This window comes from Marinobacter confluentis (assembly GCF_004785685.1).
In the GTDB taxonomy this organism is placed as follows: Bacteria; Pseudomonadota; Gammaproteobacteria; order Pseudomonadales; family Oleiphilaceae; genus Marinobacter; species Marinobacter confluentis.
The window spans coordinates 1,097,732-1,115,626 of the sequence record NZ_SRPF01000001.1 but is presented as its reverse complement, the minus strand read 5'-3'; the positions used below and the strand labels follow the sequence as shown (position 1 = coordinate 1,115,626).

Here is a 17,895-nt window from a genome sequence, read left to right as displayed (position 1 = left end):
GATAGGTGTCGGATTCATTTACACGTCAGCACCGAAAGTCATCCTTGGAACTTATTAACTTCCTGCCACGCAAGGAATGCTGGAAACTGGCTCAAAAAATGCTGCATGTAAGCTAGTTGTCAAATCTCATTGACGACACTGCATTCGGAAGAAAAGGAAAAGGAAAATGAAAGCGATCGGTTCTCTCGTGGTAAGTATGTTTTTGGCGACTCTTTCCGCAAACGCTCTGGCTGCTCCTATAACAGTCACCGGGGATACCTGTGGTGCGCCTGACCGCACCGCAACGTTTTCTGACGCGACCACCTGCATTTATGAAGATGGTACAAATTTCAACAACGAAGGTGATATCGACGGGTTGTTCCCCGGCGACTCGTGGACATACGCAGGCGAGTTAACTGGTGCAGGTTCTGACAGTTTTTTCACCATCGATGTAATTTCAGGATCATTTGGTAGCTCGCCGGTCAACGGTGAATGGGCAATTGCAGACAGCTTTTGGGATACCTATAGCGAAGCAGTTGTTTCCATGCATGTCGGTCAGGGCGGTGGCGCACCCGATGCCTGGGCTTGGGAGCTGGCATCCAATGCAACCAGCGGAACCTGGAGTTATCAGGTGAATTCTGGTACCGGCGGCGGTTTGTCTAACATCAAACTATTTGGCAGAGGAACTCCAGTAACTGTTCCCGAGCCAGGTAGCCTGGCACTGCTTGGGCTTGGCCTGGTTTGCTTGATTGGGATGGCTAAACGAAAAGCCTGATCTTGATGAGATTTCTAAAACGGCTCCTTTTGGAGCCGTTTTTGTTTTTGCTAAAGCTCTATCATAGGGTTTGACTCTTTCGTTTTGCTCCCATGGCACATTCAAGGTTACGCTGATATCGCCGTTCATCAGGCCGAAATTGTAGTCTTTGCCGGTCACATAGCCTTGAAAACTCAGGATTCCTAACAATCAGGAGCTTCAGGCGACGGTTGATAAAGAAGCTGCTAGCGTCCACATTTGTGGTGTAACTCGCATGCACTGAAAAGGAGAATGAAATGAGCGACCTGTCGAAGCAAAAGTGCGAGGCTTGCAGCCCCGGTGCACCGCAAGCGACGAAAGAGGAAAAGCAGTCGCTGGGCGCGAATGTTCCTGACTGGGAGATTGTCGAAGTCGACGGTGAGGAACAGCTAAAACGAACGTTCAAACTCAAAAATTTTGCCCAAGCCCAAGCATTCACCAACAGGGTAGGAGACCTGGCGGAAGAAGTGGACCATCATCCGGTCATTGTCCTGGAGTACGGGAAGGTCACTGTGCACTGGTGGAGTCACGAAATTCATGGGCTTCACAAAAATGATTTCATCATGGCGGCGCGAACGGATGAGGCTTTTAACGCATAGAGTGCAATTGCAAATAATTTTCTGAGTACAAAATGCCCCGGGAAAGACTCGGGGCATTTTGCTTATAAGAGCACCTCTGAGGAACACTAATCGCCAGAATCCATCGTAGACTAGGAATGAACCTTAACTTACCCATGCGTCTGCGCATGCCGGAACCGGAGATAGCATTATGAGCGACAGCACCTACACGCCACCAAAGGTCTGGAAATGGGAGTCCGAAAGCGGCGGACAGTTTGCCAAGATCAACCGGCCAATTGCCGGACCTACCCATGAAAGAGAGCTTCCCGTCGGAGAGCATCCGTTCCAGCTTTATTCCCTGGCCACGCCCAATGGTGTGAAGGTGACCATTCTTCTGGAAGAGCTGCTGGAAAAAGGCATTACTGAAGCGGAATACGACGCCTGGCTGATCAAGATTCCGGACGGTGACCAGTTCGGCAGCGGCTTTGTGGAGGTCAACCCCAACTCCAAGATTCCGGCCATGGTGGACCAGAGCGTCAAGCCGTCCCTGAGAATTTTCGAGTCCGGCTCCATGATGTTGTATCTGGCGGAGAAATTTGGTGAATTCCTGCCCAAGGACATTGCCGGCAGAACCGAAACCCTGAACTGGCTGTTCTGGCAGATGGGCAGCGCGCCTTTCCTGGGCGGTGGCTTCGGGCACTTCTACGCCTACGCGCCGGAGAAATACGAATACCCCATCAACCGTTACACCATGGAAGTAAAGCGTCAGTTGGACGTGCTGAATCGCCAGTTAGCAGATAACCGCTACATCGCAGGGGACGAATACACCATTGCCGATATGGCGATCTGGCCCTGGTATGGCGCCCTGGTTAAGGGCCATGTGTACGACGCCGCCGAATTCCTCGAGGCTCATACCTACAAGAACGTGATGCGTTGGGCGGATGAGATTGGCGAGCGGGAAGCGGTGAAACGTGGATTGATGGTAAATCGCACCTGGGGCGCCCCGGAAAAGCAGTTGCATGAGCGCCATAACGCCAGCGATTTTGAAGACAGAACCCAGGACAAACTGGCCGCCGAACTCGGACACTCGTGAGGAAACCATGGCAGCACCTGTGACCTGGTGGAAGGTGAGTCTGGCTTTCATCGTTGCGCTTGTGGCGGGCTCGGTACTCGGCAGCCTGGTGCAGACCCAGTTTAACCTTCAGGCACTTGAAGCTTTGGGGGTGGACATTGGGCTGGGCACCCGGCTGGAAACTAGCATGAAGGACCTGGCCAACTTTGCGCCGATTTACGCCATTCTGTTTGGGGCCAGCTTTCTGTTTTCCCAGGCCGTTGCTGCATTTGTGGTCAGGCGAACGGGTCTGGTCAGCCGACTAGTGCTGTATCCGCTTGCTGCTGCCGTGGGGCTTTGGGTGACCCTGGAGCTGGTGAACACACTGGCGCCCATGCCCACGCTGATCGCCGCGACGCGGGAAGCGGGAGGGCTAGTCACTATGCTGATAGCAGCGGCAGTCGCTGGCTGGCTGTTTGCGGCGTTGGTGACCGGACTGGTTCGCCGTGGCGGCGGGCTTTCAGCAATGCCTGCCATGGCACTTCTGCTAGCGGGCGGCCTGGCTTTGCCGCAGCCAGAGGCCTTGGCGGATGAGCATTCCGGCTATCAGATAGAAACCCTGGCCGACGGTCTGGAGCATCCCTGGTCGCTGGCCTTTCTCCCGGAAGGTCGAATGCTGGTGACCGAACGGCCGGGCAGATTGCGGATGCTGAATGCCGACGGTGAACTGCAGCCGGACCCGCTGGAGGGTTTGCCGGAGGTGTTTGCCTCTGCCCAGGCCGGCTTGTTCGACGTTCTGCCCGCTCGCGATTTCGAGCAGAGCCGAATGGTCTATCTGAGCTACGCCTGCGGCACCAGCCAGGCTAATCACGCCTGTCTGGCCAGGGGAGAGCTAGGCGATAATGGCCGGGGCCTGGAAAACGTTACTGAGATTTTCCGGGTTGAGCCTGCCAAAGAGGGGAATGCCCATTACGGCGGCCGCCTGGCGTGGCTTCCAGATAGCACTCTGATCATGACTCTCGGGGACGGTTTTGATTACCGGGAACAGGCCCAACGGCGGGAAAACCATATCGGAAGTATCGTTCGGCTTAATCCGGATGGCAGTGTGCCGGAAGACAATCCCTATGCCGGCAGCGACCAGTACCAGGGCGAGATCTACAGCTACGGTCACCGCAATGTGCAGGGACTGGTATACGACAGCGAGCGGGAACTGCTGATTGCCCACGAACATGGCCCCAGGGGTGGCGACGAAATCAACGCCATTAAACCGGGTGGCAATTATGGCTGGCCGATTACTACCCACGGGCTGGATTATACCGGCGCGCGCGTCACGCCTTTTACCGAGCGTGAAGGCATTGAGCCACCGCTGCTGCACTGGACGCCGTCCATCGCGCCTTCCGGCATGGCGGTGTACAACGGCGACCTGTTCCCCCAATGGCAAGGCGACTTGCTGGTGGGCGGATTGGTGACGCAGAAGGTTCACCGTGTCAGCCTCGAGAACGGTCAGGCAACGGAACAGGGCGTTCTGTTCGAGGAAATCGGCGAGCGCATCCGGGACGTTCGCACCGGCCCGGATGGTGCCATTTATCTGTTAACTGACAGCGACAATGGTCGCCTTCTGAAAATAACGCCGGAGTAAAAAGCGGCCCGAGCCGGTTATCGTGGCCGACGATCGCCTTCCATGATCTTGGCCACGAACACCGCTTTGCCGTAGGTCTCGAAAGACCACTTCATGGTGTCTGAAAGCACCTTCATGACTTCATCGTATTCGCCGAACATTTCCGTACTCATGCGGCCGGGGTAGACCTCCAGGCCGCTTTTTTCCAGGCGTTCGATCAGCGCAAGAATCGGTGGCTTGTAATCATCGGCCAGTGGATAGCAGCTGAGCTGTACTGAAAGATACATGGTGCCTCCCTCCAAACATCAATAACCCGTTTACTAATAACCCATCGCGGATGACGTGCTGCGCCTGGGGTCTGCGCCGCCATGGCGAGTGCCTTCGTCGTTGATCAGTATGCTCTGGATGGCCCCCATGGCGCTCCCCGGAATTACCTTATGGCCCATGGACTCGAGTTTCTGGACCGTGTCCGGGCTGATGCCCTGTTCAATCCGGATCTCATCCGGTAGCCACTGGTGATGAATTCTGGGCACGCTGACGGCTGACTGAATGTTCATACCATGGTCAATCACATTCATCAGTACCTGCAAGGTTGTGGTGATGATCCGTGAGCCGCCGGGGCTGCCCGTCACCAGATAGTTCTGCCCGTTGCGGCGAACAATGGTGGGGGACATGGAGCTGAGCATGCGTTTTTCCGGGGCAATTTTATTGGCTTCGCCGCCGATCAGTCCGTAGGCATTGGGCTCGCCGGGTTTGGCGGAAAAATCGTCCATCTCGTTGTTCAGCAGAAAGCCGGCGCCAGCAACGGTGATGCCGGAGCCGTAACTGAAATTGATGGTGTAGGTATTGGAAACCGCATTGCCCCAGCGGTCCACAATGGAAAAGTGGGTGGTTTCCGGGCTCTCATAAGCCCCGGGGGTGCCTTCCTGAATTTTTGCAGATGGCCGCGCGCGTCTTGAATTGATGCCACCGCGTAGCTCTTCTGCGTAATCTTTACTGGTCAGGCCTGTCAGCGGTACGTCCACAAAATCCGTATCACCCAGGAAATTTGCCCGGTCGGCGTAAGCCAGCTTCATGGCTTCCGCCATATGATGAATCGCGGCGGCGGAGTTGTGTCCCATCGCCGCCATATCATAGCCTTCAAGAATATTCAGGATCTGGACAATGTGAGTGCCGCCGGAGGAGGGCGGCGACATGGAGTAGATGTCGTGGTCACGATAGGTGCCATGGATGGGCTCACGGACCGCCGGTTGATAGTTGCGCAGGTCGTCCAGGGTGATCAGTCCGTCATTGCGCTGCATCTCGGCAACGATCAGTTCCGCTGTTTCACCCTCGTAAAAATCCCGGATACCCCGATTGGCGATGCGTTCCAGGGTGTTGGCCAGGTCCGGCTGAACAAAGCGTTCGCCGGGCTGCCAGGCGGAGCCGTCCTCTTTATAGAAGGTGTCCAGAGTGGCAGGCCATCGGGTCAGGCGGTCACGGGCCTGCTCCAACCCTTCGGTGAAACGGGAAGGTACGACAAAGCCGTCACGGGCCAGTTTGATGGCAGGGCCAAGGGCCTGTTCAAGCGTCAGGGTGCCGTGTCGCTCCAGCGCCATCGCCAGCCCGGCCACAGTACCCGGTACGCCGGCTGCCTTGTGAGTGAACCGGCTGCGATTCTGCACCACTTCGCCACTGTCATCCTGGAACATGGTTTCGGTGGCAGCAGCCGGGGCTTTTTCCCGGTAATCAATGGCTTCCACTTCGCCGCCGTCCCCGGGTGCGTATAGCATAAAGCCACCGCCGCCGATATTGCCGGAACGGGGCTGGGTCACGGCCAGGGCGAATCCGGCAGTTACAGCGGCATCAATGGCATTGCCGCCGTCTTTTAGAACTTCAAGGGCGACTTCCGTGGCCAGGGTGTGACTGGTCACCACCATGCCCTGATTGCTGGTGACCGGGTGGAAGCGTTCGCCCTCGAGGATCGCCTGCGCCCCCGCAAGCGCAGAACTGATTAGCAGAACGGTGCCGGCAATGAATTTCGCCGCCTTTGAGCGGCCTGTCAGCGCTTTTCTCGGTGTGACCCTTGGGTGGCGTCTGTCCATGTGGTTGTGCCTCATTCTGCCTCGTTTCTGGTGCTCAGATAGGCTATGATAGCCGGTCGATTTTAAGGGTGCCTGTTCAGGTGCCCGCTCCCCAAGATACAGAGTAAGGAAAGGCTTTCCATGGAGCACACCTATCGTCTTGTGATTTCATGCCCGGACCGGGTTGGAATCGTGGCCAAGGTCAGTAATTTTCTGTCGACCTATAATGGCTGGATTACTGAGGCGAGTCATCACGCTGACACCCATAGCGGTCAGTTTTTCATGCGGCACGAGATCAAGGCCAGTTCGATTCCGTTTGGTCTGGACCAGTTTCGCGCAGCGTTTGAGCCGATCGCCCGGGAATTCAGCATGGACTGGCACGTTGCAGATTCAGCAAAGCCCAAAAAAGTCGTGCTCATGTGCAGCAAGGAATCCCATTGCGTGGCGGACCTGCTCCATCGCTGGCACAGCGGGGAGATCAATGCCGAAATCGTGGCCGTGATCTCCAACCATGAAGACCTTCGCCGTATGGTGGAGTGGCACGACATTCCTTACCACTACCTGCCGGTGAGCAAAGACAACCGCGAAGAAGCCTTCGGCGAGATTGACCAGTTGATCGAACATTATGAGACAGACGTGGTGGTTCTGGCCCGGTACATGCAAATTCTGCCCGCCAGCGTCTGCGACAAATACTCCGGCAAGATTATCAATATTCATCACAGCTTCCTGCCGTCCTTCGCCGGCGCCCGACCCTATCATCAGGCCTATAGCCGTGGCGTGAAACTGATCGGTGCTACCTGTCACTACGTGACCCAGGACCTGGACGAGGGCCCCATTATCGAGCAGGACGTGATCCGAATCAGTCACAGCGATTCCATCGAGGATATGGTTCGTCTGGGTAAGGATGTGGAGAAAAGCGTGCTGTCCCGCGGGCTGAGGGCTCACATTGAAGACCGTGTGATCACCTATGAAAACAAGACAGTCGTTTTCGACTGACTTTTGACTGACCAGGCTGCCCACATGGCCCGCTAAGGGATTGAATGTGGTAGTATTGGCGGTTTGTTAAAGAATAACTATGGGGCCTGCTGAACGGCCCTGAAACGACTTCCAGCAAATGCAAAGGAACCTTTCTCGATGGGTGAGTTAGCCAAAGAGATCCTGCCGGTAAATATTGAAGATGAGCTGAAGCAGTCCTACCTCGATTACGCCATGAGCGTCATCGTCGGCCGGGCACTTCCGGATGTACGGGACGGCCTCAAACCGGTTCACCGCCGCGTACTGTTTGCCATGTCCGAACTCAATAATGACTGGAACAAGGCCTACAAGAAGTCCGCCCGTGTGGTGGGTGACGTTATCGGTAAATATCACCCCCACGGTGACTCTGCGGTTTACGACACCATCGTTCGCATGGCCCAGCCGTTCTCCCTGAGATACCCACTGGTTGACGGTCAGGGCAACTTTGGTTCCATCGACGGCGATAATGCCGCCGCCATGCGTTACACCGAAATCCGCATGGAGAAGATTGCCCACTCGCTGCTGGCGGATCTGGACAAGGAAACCGTTGATTACGTACCCAACTACGACGGCACTGAGCAGATTCCCGATGTGCTGCCAACGCGGATTCCCAATCTGCTGGTTAACGGTTCCTCAGGCATTGCGGTGGGCATGGCCACCAACATCCCGCCCCATAACCTGACTGAAATCGTCAACGGCTGCCTGGCGCTGATTGATAACCCGGACATGACCATCGACGACCTGATGGAGCACATCCCGGGCCCGGATTTCCCGACCGAGGGCATCATCAACGGCCGTGCCGGTATTGTTGAGGCATACCGCACCGGGCGAGGGCGCATTTACATTCGTGCCCGCCACGAGATTGAGCACGACGACAAGACCAATCGCGACGCCATCATCATTACCGAGCTGCCGTATCAGCTCAACAAGGCCCGCCTGATCGAGAAGATTGCCGAGCTGGTCAAGGAGAAGCGCCTTGAAGGCATTTCCGAACTGCGGGACGAGTCCAACAAGGAAGGTATCCGGGTAGTGATCGAGCTGCGTCGCGGTGAGAACCCGGACGTTGTGATTAACAACCTGTTTGCCCAGACTCAGCTGCAGAACGTATTCGGCATCAACATGGTCGCCCTGATCAACGGCGAGCCCAAGATTCTGAATCTTAAAGAAATGCTGGATGCCTTTGTCCGGCACCGTCGGGAAGTGGTTACCCGCCGCACCATTTACGAACTGCGTAAAGCCCGCGAGCGTGGCCACATTCTGGAAGGTCTGACGGTTGCCCTGGCCAACATCGACGAAATCATTGCCCTGATCAAATCCTCACCGGCCGCGGCCGAAGCCAAAGAAAAATTGATGGCCCAGGGCTGGGAGCCGGGTGATGTCATGGCGATGCTGGAACGTGCCGGCGAAGACGCCTGCCGCCCGGACGATCTGCCGGAAATCTTTGGTCTGCGTAACGGTCTTTACCATCTGTCGCCGGAACAGGCTCAGGCTATTCTGGACCTGCGTCTGCACCGCCTGACCGGTCTTGAAACCGAGAAGCTGCAGAACGAATACAAGGAAATTCTGGAAAAGATCGCCGATCTTCTGGATATCCTCGGCAACCCGGACCGTCTGATGCAGGTGATTCGCGAAGAGCTGGAAGCCGTTGTGACTGAATTCGGCGACGAACGCCGCACTGAAATCACCAGTTCCAAGCGTGACCTGACGATTGCCGACCTGATTGATGAAGAAGACCTGGTGGTCACCATCTCCCACGGTGGCTACGCCAAGACCCAGGCTGTAGAAGATTATCAGGCCCAGCGCCGTGGTGGTCGCGGTAAGGCGGCAACGTCCATGAAAGATGAGGATTTTGTCGAGAAGTTGCTGGTCGCCAACTCCCACGACACCATTCTGTGTTTCTCCAACCGTGGCAAGGTCTACTGGCTGCGTGTGTTCGAGATTCCCCGTGCCAGCCGCGCCTCACGCGGCCGCCCGATGGTGAATATCCTGCCGTTGGAAGAGGGTGAGCGTATCACCACCTTCCTGCCGGTTCGTGATTATCCGGAAGACCAGTTTGTGCTGATGGCGACATCAGCCGGTGTGGTCAAGAAAACCCCGCTGCCGAACTTCTCGCGCCCGCGCAGCAGCGGCCTGATTGCCCTGAACCTGGATGAAGGCGACACCCTGATCGGTGCGGCCATCACCAAGGGCGATGCGGAAGTCATGCTGTTCTCCAGCGCCGGTAAGGCTGTACGCTTCAATGAGGAAGCGGTGCGCCCGATGAGCCGGACGGCACGGGGTGTGCGCGGCATCAAGATGCAGGGCGATCATCACGTGGTATCGCTGATCATTCCGCAGGAAGGCGCCGTGCTGCTGACCGCCAGTGAAAACGGCTACGGCAAGCGCACCACCTTCGACGAATTCCCGTCCTACAGTCGCGGCAGCCAGGGCGTTATCGCCATGCAGTGTTCCGAGCGTAACGGCAACCTGGTCACGGCGTTGCAGCTGTTCGAAGGCGACGAAATGATGCTGATCTCGGACAAGGGCACATTGGTACGTACCCGCACCGACGAGGTATCGGTTCTGAGCCGGAACACCCAGGGTGTCCGCCTGATCAAACTGAGCCAGGAAGACGAGCGCTTGGTTGGCGTTGAACGTATCGCCGAGACCGATGCCGAAGAGGTCGACCTGGACATTGTTGAGGGTGAAGCAGGCGTCGCGGGCGACGCTGATGATTTAAATGGTGAAGACAATGACCAGGGCGTATAACTTCTGTGCTGGCCCCGCCACCCTGCCGGAAGAAGTGCTCCGGCAGGCGCGGGATGAAATGCTGGACTGGCAGGGCAGCGGCATGTCGGTGATGGAAATGAGCCATCGCAGCGACGAGTTTGTGAGTATTGCAGAAACCGCCGAGCGGGATCTGCGAGAGCTGGCAGGCGTGTCGGATGACTATGCCGTGTTGTTCATGCAGGGCGGCGCGTCCAGCCAGTTCGCCACCATTCCCCTGAACCTGATGGCTGCCGATGGGTCGGCGGACTACGTCAACACCGGCATCTGGTCCAAAAAAGCCATTGCCGAAGCCAGTCGATATGGCAAGGTCAACGTGGTTGCCAGCAGCGAAGAGGGTGGCTTTACCACAGTGCCGGACCAGTCCCAGTGGGACTGTTCAGTAGAGGCGTCCTACCTGCACTACACCCCGAATGAAACCATTGGCGGCCTTGAGTTTGATTTCGTGCCGGATAGCGGCCCGGTTCCACTGGTGGCAGATATGTCGTCCACCATGCTGTCCCGGCCGGTTGATGTCTCGAAATTCGGACTGATCTACGCCGGCGCGCAGAAAAATATCGGGCCTTCCGGGCTGGTGACGGTGATTATCCGCAAAGACCTGTTGGGTCATGCCCGCCGGGAGACGCCTACCATGATGAACTATCAGGTAATCGCGGATAACGGCTCCATGTACAACACCCCGGCGACCTATTCCTGGTATCTGGCAGGGCTGGTGTTCAAATGGCTGAAAGCCCAGGGCGGCGTTGAGGCCATTGGGCAGTTGAACCAGCGCAAGGCCAGCAAACTCTATAATTTTATTGATGACAGTGATTTCTACGCCAACCCGATTGCGCCACGCTTCCGTTCCTGGATGAACGTGCCTTTCACCCTGGCAGAGGATTCCCTGAATAATGATTTTCTGGCCGGGGCCAATGCCCGCGGTCTGCTGAATCTGAAAGGTCATCGGTCGGTTGGCGGTATGCGTGCCAGCCTCTATAACGCCATGCCGGAAGCCGGTGTCGATGCCCTCATCGACTATATGGCGGAATTTGCCCGGGAGCGTGGCTGATCATGAGTGATGAGCAGGCCCGTCTGGGCCAGTTGAGAGAAAAAATCGACCGGCTGGATCAGGAAATTCTGGAACGCATCAGTCAGCGAGCTGAGTGCGCCCAGGAAGTGGCCCGGGTCAAGATGGAAGCCAATCACGGAAAGGATGTGTTTTTCTATCGCCCTGAACGTGAAGCTCAGGTGCTGCGCAAGATCAAGGACAACAACCCGGGGCCCCTGTCCGGTGAAGAAATGGCCCGGCTGTTTCGTGAGATCATGTCGGCGTGTCTGGCGCTTGAAAAACCCATGCATATTGCGTTTCTGGGGCCGCTTGGCACCTTTACCCAGGCTGCCGCGCTGAAGCATTTTGGCCATTCGGTGGTCAGTGTGCCATTGCCCGCCATTGATGCGGTTTTCCGTGAGGTCGAATCCGGTGCTGCCCACTATGGTGTGGTGCCGGTCGAAAATTCCACTGAGGGCATGATCAATCATACCCTCGATATGTTCATGTCCTCACATCTGAAAATCTGTGGCGAAGTGCAGTTACGTATTCATCACCATCTTCTGGTGTCGCCGAAGCACCAGAGCCAGGAAATTGAGCGTATCTACTCGCACCAGCAGTCTTTTGCCCAGTGTCGGCAGTGGCTGGATACCCATCGCCACGGCATCGAGCGGATCACCGTCAGCAGTAATGCGGAAGCGGCGCGGAGGGCTGCCCAGGAACCGGGCTCGGCGGCCATCGCAGGCGATATGGCGGCGGAGCTCTACGGCCTCGACATGCTTGCATCCAGCATTGAGGATCGTCCGGACAACACCACGCGCTTTCTGATTATCGGGCGGGAAGAAGTGCCGGCCAGCGGCCACGACAAATCTTCCATCCTGGTATCCATGCGTAACAAGCCCGGGGCGCTTTACCAACTGCTTGAACCCTTCCACAAACATGGCCTGAGCCTGACCCGTATCGAAACCCGGCCCTCGCCCAGTGGCACCTGGGCTTACGTGTTCTACATCGATTTTGAAGGGCACTACGAAGACGAGCAGGTGAAGCAGGTTCTGGCAGAAATTGATGAAGAGGCGGTGGAACTGAAGCGCCTTGGGTCCTATCCAATCGGGGTTTTGTAAAAGCTGAAAGAGGTCGACCAATGCAGACAGAATTTGAAAGCCTTGCGGTAAAGGGTGTTCAGGCGCTGTCGCCTTACCAGCCAGGCAAACCCATCGACGAACTGGCCCGGGAATTCGGCCTCGACCCAGCATCCATTGTCAAACTGGCCAGCAACGAAAACCCTCTTGGCCCCAGCCCGAAGGCACTGTCTGCCATTGAGAAAGCCCTGGCGGATCTTTGCCGCTACCCCGACGGCAACGGTTTTGATCTCAAGCAGGCGCTGTCTGATCGTTATGGTATACGCCCGGAGCAGATCACCCTGGGCAACGGCTCCAACGATGTGCTGGAAGTGATTACCCGCTGTTTTGCAGCTCCCGGTGATGAGGTCGTCTATTCCCAGTATGCTTTCGCCGTCTATCCCCTGGTGACACAGGCTATTGGTGCTAAGGGCGTGTCGGTTCCCGCCAGAGAATACGGCCACGACTTGCAGGCCATGGCAGATGCCGTCACGGAAGGCGCGAAGCTGGTGTTTGTCGCTAACCCGAACAATCCCACCGGAACCGTCCACGGAGCCGCTGCTATTGAGTCATTTCTTGAGCGGATTCCGGAGCGGGTGCTGGTAGTACTGGACGAAGCCTACTGCGAATACCTGCAGGGCGGTGATGACGTAGATGGCCTGTCGTTACTGGGGCGTTACCCGAACCTTATTGTTACCCGTACCTTTTCCAAGGCCTGGGGGCTTGCCGCATTGCGGGTCGGGTACAGCGTGAGTTCGCCGGAAATCGCGAATATTCTTAACAGGGTACGTCAACCTTTTAATGTGGATTCTATCGCAATGGCAGCGGCAACGGCCGTTCTGGGCGACGAAGATTATCTCCGCCGCTCCTGTGACGTGAATGCTAAAGGCATGGCCCAATTGGTAGCGGCCTTTGACGACATGAAGCTGGCCTATATTCCTTCCTCCGGCAACTTTATCAGTGTGGAAGTCGGAGAGTATGCATCGCAGATCAATCAGTCGCTTCTTGAGCAGGGCGTGATTGTGCGGCCGATTGGCGGTTACGGACTGCCACGACACCTGCGGGTGTCCATCGGCCTGCCGGAAGAGAATGAGCGTTTTATTGCCGCCCTGGGAACAGCCATTCTTGCAGCCACCGCGGAAGCCGCGAATAAGGCAGAAGTCTGAATGTCTGACGCCCGGCCCCTATTCAAACGTGTTGCCATTATCGGCCTCGGGCTGATTGGCGGCTCTCTCGCCGCTGCGATTCGCAGCAACGGTCTGGCGCAGACAGTGGTGGGTGCAGATAAACGCCGGGAAGAGGCCGATCTTGGAAAGCAACTGGGCATTATTGATGAAGTTGCCGCTTCGGTTCAGGACGCGGTCCAAGGCGCGGATCTGGTTGTGCTGGCGGTACCGGTCAAGGCAACCCGGGCCGTTCTGGAAGAACTCCGGCCCTGGTTTGGTGAAAACGCCATACTGACTGACGTGGGCAGTACGAAAACCAGTTTTGTCGAAGATGTAAAAGCGGTTTTCGGTAGCCTGCCCGCCAACGTGATTCCCGGTCACCCCATTGCCGGCTCCGAAAAGAGCGGTATTCGGGCCGCCAACCGGGAGCTGTTCAGGAATCATAAAGTCATCCTGACCCCCGCAGACGCTGTCGATAACAGCGATGTTGCTCGCCTTAAATCTCTCTGGGAAGGCTGCGGTGCCACCGTGCTGACCATGTCAGTGGCCTATCACGATGAAGTGCTGGCCGCTACCAGTCATCTTCCACATCTGATTGCTTTCTCACTGGTGGATACGCTGGCGGGGGAAGACGAGAATCTTGATATTTTCCGCTACGCCGCCGGTGGCTTCCGGGATTTCACCCGAATCGCCGCCAGTGACCCGGTGATGTGGCACGACATATTTCTGTCCAACCGGGAGGCGGTACTGCGGGTCATCGACCATTTCAGCCATGACCTTGACCGGCTGCGAACCGCCATCGCCGATCAGGACAGTGCAACTCTACTTCAGGTTTTCAGCCGTGCAAAAGCGGCACGGGAACACTTTTCAAAAATGCTTTCAGGGCAGGCCTACGTGACAAAAAATCCTCAGAAACAGGTAACTTTCCGGCTTCAGCCCGGTGGTTGTGTTAACGGTGACATCCGTGTGCCGGGTGATAAATCCATATCCCACCGATCCATTATGCTGGGCGCGCTTGCCAATGGCGTGACTGAGGTCAAAGGATTCCTCGAAGGAGAGGACAGCCTTGCCACACTCCAGGCTTTCCGGGATATGGGCGTGACGATTGAGGGGCCGGATGCCGGCTACGTGAAAATTCACGGCGTCGGCATTCATGGGCTTCAGGCACCACGCGGCCCGCTTTATCTGGGCAACTCCGGCACTGCCATGCGACTGTTTTCAGGTTTGCTGGCAGCTCAGAATTTTGATTCCGAGCTGACCGGCGACGACAGCCTGACCAAGCGACCAATGGGGCGTGTTGCGGATCCGCTGCGCGCCATGGGCGCGGTGATTGAAACCGGGGAGGGTGGCAGGCCGCCGCTTAAAATTCGTGGCGGCCAGACTCTGACGGGAATTCATTACGACATGCCGGTGGCCAGTGCCCAGGTCAAATCCTGCCTGTTGCTGGCGGGGCTGTATGCCAAAGGTCTGACGTCCGTGACCGAGCCGGCGCCAACCCGTGATCACACCGAAAGAATGCTGGAAGGCTTCGGCTATCATGTTCACCGGGACGCAGCGACATCCAGCGTTGCTGGTGGCGGCCAGTTGACCGCTGCTGCCATCGATGTTCCGGCGGATATATCGTCAGCGGCATTTTTCCTGGTAGCCGCGAGTATTGCGCCGGAGTCTGATCTGACGATCAGGCACGTGGGAATGAACCCGACCCGCATAGGCGTTATCAACATCCTGAGGTCGATGGGCGCAAATATTGAAGTTCTGGATGAGCGCGTGATTGGTGGGGAGCCAGTGGCTGATCTGCGGGTTCGTTCGGCGGAGCTTTCCGGAATCGATATCCCGGAAGATCAGGTGCCGCTGGCCATTGATGAATTTCCGGTGCTTTTCATCGCCGCCGTCTGCGCCAGAGGCCGGACCGTGTTGCGCGGTGCAGAAGAGCTACGGGTCAAAGAAAGCGACCGCATCCAGGTGATGGCAGACGGTCTCAAAGCAGTGGGCGTCGAAACCACGGTGACGCCGGACGGTATCGTGATTGACGGCGGCCAGCAGATGCAGGGTGGCGTAGTGAACAGTCATGGCGACCACCGTATTGCCATGGCGTTCTCAGTTGCTTCATTGCGAGCGACTGACGTTATTGAAGTCAACGACTGCGCCAATGTGGCCACCTCATTCCCGGATTTTGTCGAACTGGCGCGCAGGACTGGCATCAGAATCGACGCAGAAGGAGAGGAGTAATGGGAGAGTCGGGTGTTCCGGTCATCACCGTTGATGGCCCCGGCGGTTCCGGCAAGGGCACCGTTACCCAGATGCTGGCGAAAAAACTGGGCTGGCACCTTTTGGACAGCGGAGCGCTCTACCGACTCACGGCACTAGCCGCCACCCGTCAGGGCGTAGCGCTCGACGATGAAGCGGAGTTGATCCGGGTTGCCGCCAGCCTGGACGTGGCGTTTGAGCCGACACCCCCCGGCGAGCCGGTAAAAGTGCTCCTGGGTGGGGACGATGTGACTGGCGAGATCCGCACGGAATCCTGTGGCGATAACGCTTCGAAAGTGGCGGTGATTCAGTCGGTTCGTGATGCGCTTTTGCAGCGCCAGCGGGATTTCAGGGTTGCGCCGGGCCTGGTGGCAGACGGCCGCGATATGGGCACGGTAGTGTTCCCGGATGCGCCCGTGAAAATATTTCTGACGGCCAGCGCTGAAGAACGCGCTCAGCGGCGTTATAGCCAGTTGAAGGACGCGGGGGTCGATGTTAACATTGACGCCCTTTTGAAGGAGATACGGGTGCGTGACGAACGGGATATGAACCGTTCAGCCGCCCCGCTTAAGCCTGCTGACGATGCGCAAGTCATTGACTCCACAGGTTTAAGCATAGAAGAGGTGTTGGACAGGTGTATGGCCGCAGCAGGCCAGGCCTGACTACACCTTTTTGTTGTTGAAATTCCGGATTTGGCGTTATCGGCCAGCCACTGGCTGAATCCGGATCAAAACTCACAGACCGTATCGCTGGTAATGCGGAGAAACTTGCGTTGATCACATAGGACATATAATGAGCGAGAGCTTTGCGGATCTTTTTGAAGAAAGCCTAAAAGAAATTGACATGCAGCCGGGTTCCATCGTCCAGGGAACCGTTGTAGATGTTGATAACGACTGGGTCACCGTTAACGCCGGACTGAAGTCCGAAGGCGTTATCCCCGCCTCCCAGTTTCTCAATGAAAAAGGCGAGTTGGAAATCAAAATCGGCGACACCGTCGATGTAGCTCTCGACGCTGTTGAAGATGGCTTCGGTGAGACCCGTCTGTCTCGCGAAAAAGCCAAGCGCGCCGAGGCCTGGAAGGTTCTTGAGAAGTCCTTCGAAGCAGAGGAAGTGGTTAAGGGTGTTATCAATGGCAAGGTCAAAGGCGGTTTCACTGTCGACCTGGCTGGTATCCGTGCCTTCCTGCCCGGCTCTCTGGTAGATGTTCGTCCGGTTCGCGACACCGCGCACCTGGAGAACAAGGAACTCGAATTCAAGGTTATCAAGCTGGACCAGAAGCGTAACAACGTGGTTGTTTCCCGCCGCGCCGTTCTGGAAGCTGAAAACAGCGCTGAGCGCGAAGCTCTGCTGGAAACCCTGACCGAGGGTATGGAAATCAAGGGTATCGTCAAGAACCTGACCGACTACGGCGCGTTCGTAGATCTGGGCGGTGTTGACGGCCTGCTGCACATTACCGATATGGCCTGGAAGCGCATCAAGCATCCAAGCGAAATTGTCAATGTGGGCGACGAGATCAGCGTTAAAGTTCTGAAGTTTGATCGTGAGCGTAACCGCGTATCACTGGGTCTGAAGCAGCTGGGCGAAGATCCATGGGTCGACATCAAGGGTCGTTACCCGGAAGGCACCAAGGTTACTGCACGCGTAACCAACCTGACAGACTACGGCTGTTTTGCCGAGCTGGAAGAGGGTGTTGAAGGCCTGGTTCACGTTTCCGAAATGGACTGGACCAACAAGAACATCCATCCGTCCAAAGTCGTTCAGGTTGGCGACGAAGTGGGCGTGATGATTCTGGATATCGACGAAGAGCGTCGTCGTATTTCCCTGGGTATCAAGCAGTGTGTATCCAACCCATGGGAAGACTTCTCCGGCCGTTTCAACAAGGGCGACCGCATTTCCGGCAAGATCAAGTCGATCACTGACTTTGGTATCTTCATCGGCCTCGACGGCGGTATTGATGGTCTGGTTCATCTGTCAGACATCAGCTGGAACGAAACTGGCGAAGAAGCCGTTCGCGAATACAAGAAGGGCGATGAAGTCGAAACCGTCATCCTGTCTGTTGATCCCGAGCGTGAGCGTATCTCCCTGGGTATCAAGCAGCTGGAAAGCGATCCGTTCGCCGAGTTTGTTCAGCTGAACGACAAGGGCTCCATCGTCAAGGGCACTGTTTCTGCAATCGACGCGAAAGCAGCAACCATTACCCTGAATGACGAAGTTGAGGCCGTACTGAAGGCGTCCGAAATCAGCCGTGACCGTGTAGAAGACGCGCGTAACGCCCTGAACGAAGGCGACGAAGTTGAAGCGAAGATCATCAGTATTGACCGCAAGAACCGCGTGATCAACCTGTCCGTCAAGTCGAAAGATGTTGAAGACGACAAGCAGGCGATTGAAGGCGTTCGTGCGAAGGCTGCAGAAACCGGTTCAGGTGCCACCACCATCGGTGACCTGATCAAGGAACAGATGCAGCAGAAAAATGCCAATAAGGAATAATATTTCCGG

At 56.6% G+C, this 17,895-nt stretch carries 14 protein-coding genes; 12 read left to right on the top strand and 2 right to left on the bottom strand.

The genetic code is table 11. The features are described from left to right. Nucleotides 1-166 precede the first annotated feature (166 nt). The 4 genes from E5Q11_RS05195 (at nt 167) to E5Q11_RS05180 (ending at nt 4,019) form a co-directional block, all read left to right on the top strand. Nucleotides 167-754: a PEP-CTERM sorting domain-containing protein gene (locus E5Q11_RS05195; RefSeq protein WP_135802299.1), complete on the top strand. Its 588-nt coding sequence runs from the start codon at nt 167-169 to the stop codon at nt 752-754. 275 nt (nt 755-1,029) lie between these two features. Continuing rightward, nucleotides 1,030-1,371, top strand: a complete 342-nt coding sequence (locus E5Q11_RS05190; RefSeq protein ID WP_135802298.1) for a 4a-hydroxytetrahydrobiopterin dehydratase — start codon at nt 1,030-1,032, stop codon at nt 1,369-1,371. A 169-nt stretch (nt 1,372-1,540) separates the two neighbouring features. After that, the gene (yghU, locus tag E5Q11_RS05185; protein ID WP_135802297.1) at nt 1,541-2,422 is read left to right on the top strand and encodes a glutathione-dependent disulfide-bond oxidoreductase; all 882 of its coding nucleotides are present in this window, start codon (nt 1,541-1,543) and stop codon (nt 2,420-2,422) included. A 7-nt stretch (nt 2,423-2,429) separates the two neighbouring features. Next, nucleotides 2,430-4,019, top strand: a complete 1,590-nt coding sequence (locus tag E5Q11_RS05180) for a PQQ-dependent sugar dehydrogenase (RefSeq protein WP_135802296.1) — start codon at nt 2,430-2,432, stop codon at nt 4,017-4,019. A gap of 17 nt (nt 4,020-4,036) precedes the next feature. On the opposite strand, the gene E5Q11_RS05175 is transcribed toward E5Q11_RS05180, so the two are convergent. Then, nucleotides 4,037-4,285 carry a thiamine-binding protein gene (locus tag E5Q11_RS05175; RefSeq protein WP_135802295.1) on the bottom strand — a complete coding sequence of 83 codons (249 nt, stop codon included), beginning with the start codon at nt 4,283-4,285 and terminating at the stop codon, nt 4,037-4,039. 33 nt (nt 4,286-4,318) lie between these two features. Next, nucleotides 4,319-6,082 carry a gamma-glutamyltransferase gene (ggt, locus tag E5Q11_RS05170; RefSeq protein WP_135802294.1) on the bottom strand — a complete coding sequence of 588 codons (1,764 nt, stop codon included), beginning with the start codon at nt 6,080-6,082 and terminating at the stop codon, nt 4,319-4,321. Nucleotides 6,083-6,202: 120 nt separating this feature from the next. Here ggt and purU point away from each other — a divergent pair, with 120 nt between their 5' ends. The 8 genes from purU to rpsA all read left to right on the top strand — a co-directional run bounded on the left by purU (nt 6,203) and on the right by rpsA (nt 17,886). After that, nucleotides 6,203-7,057: a formyltetrahydrofolate deformylase gene (gene purU / locus E5Q11_RS05165; protein ID WP_135802293.1), complete on the top strand. Its 855-nt coding sequence runs from the start codon at nt 6,203-6,205 to the stop codon at nt 7,055-7,057. A gap of 138 nt (nt 7,058-7,195) precedes the next feature. Beyond that, nucleotides 7,196-9,823, top strand: a complete 2,628-nt coding sequence (gyrA, locus tag E5Q11_RS05160; protein WP_135802292.1) for a DNA gyrase subunit A — start codon at nt 7,196-7,198, stop codon at nt 9,821-9,823. Further along, the gene (serC, locus tag E5Q11_RS05155) at nt 9,807-10,889 is read left to right on the top strand and encodes a 3-phosphoserine/phosphohydroxythreonine transaminase (RefSeq protein WP_135802291.1); all 1,083 of its coding nucleotides are present in this window, start codon (nt 9,807-9,809) and stop codon (nt 10,887-10,889) included. The genes gyrA and serC overlap by 17 nt, the downstream gene beginning before the upstream one ends. A 2-nt stretch (nt 10,890-10,891) precedes the next feature. After that, the gene (gene pheA, locus E5Q11_RS05150; RefSeq protein WP_135802290.1) at nt 10,892-11,989 is read left to right on the top strand and encodes a prephenate dehydratase; all 1,098 of its coding nucleotides are present in this window, start codon (nt 10,892-10,894) and stop codon (nt 11,987-11,989) included. 20 nt (nt 11,990-12,009) lie between these two features. Then, nucleotides 12,010-13,152, top strand: coding sequence for a histidinol-phosphate transaminase (gene hisC / locus E5Q11_RS05145; protein ID WP_135802289.1), 1,143 nt, complete (start codon nt 12,010-12,012; stop codon nt 13,150-13,152). Next, a complete protein-coding gene (locus tag E5Q11_RS05140; RefSeq protein ID WP_135802288.1) occupies nt 13,153-15,381 on the top strand; it encodes a bifunctional prephenate dehydrogenase/3-phosphoshikimate 1-carboxyvinyltransferase in 2,229 nt (742 codons plus the stop codon). After that, the gene (cmk, locus tag E5Q11_RS05135) at nt 15,381-16,061 is read left to right on the top strand and encodes a (d)CMP kinase (protein ID WP_135802287.1); all 681 of its coding nucleotides are present in this window, start codon (nt 15,381-15,383) and stop codon (nt 16,059-16,061) included. Before E5Q11_RS05140 ends, cmk begins: the two co-directional genes overlap by 1 nt. 130 nt (nt 16,062-16,191) lie before the next feature. Then, complete coding sequence (gene rpsA, locus E5Q11_RS05130) at nt 16,192-17,886, top strand: 30S ribosomal protein S1 (RefSeq protein ID WP_135802286.1); 1,695 nt, start codon at nt 16,192-16,194, stop codon at nt 17,884-17,886. The last annotated feature ends 9 nt before the right edge of the window (nt 17,887-17,895 follow it).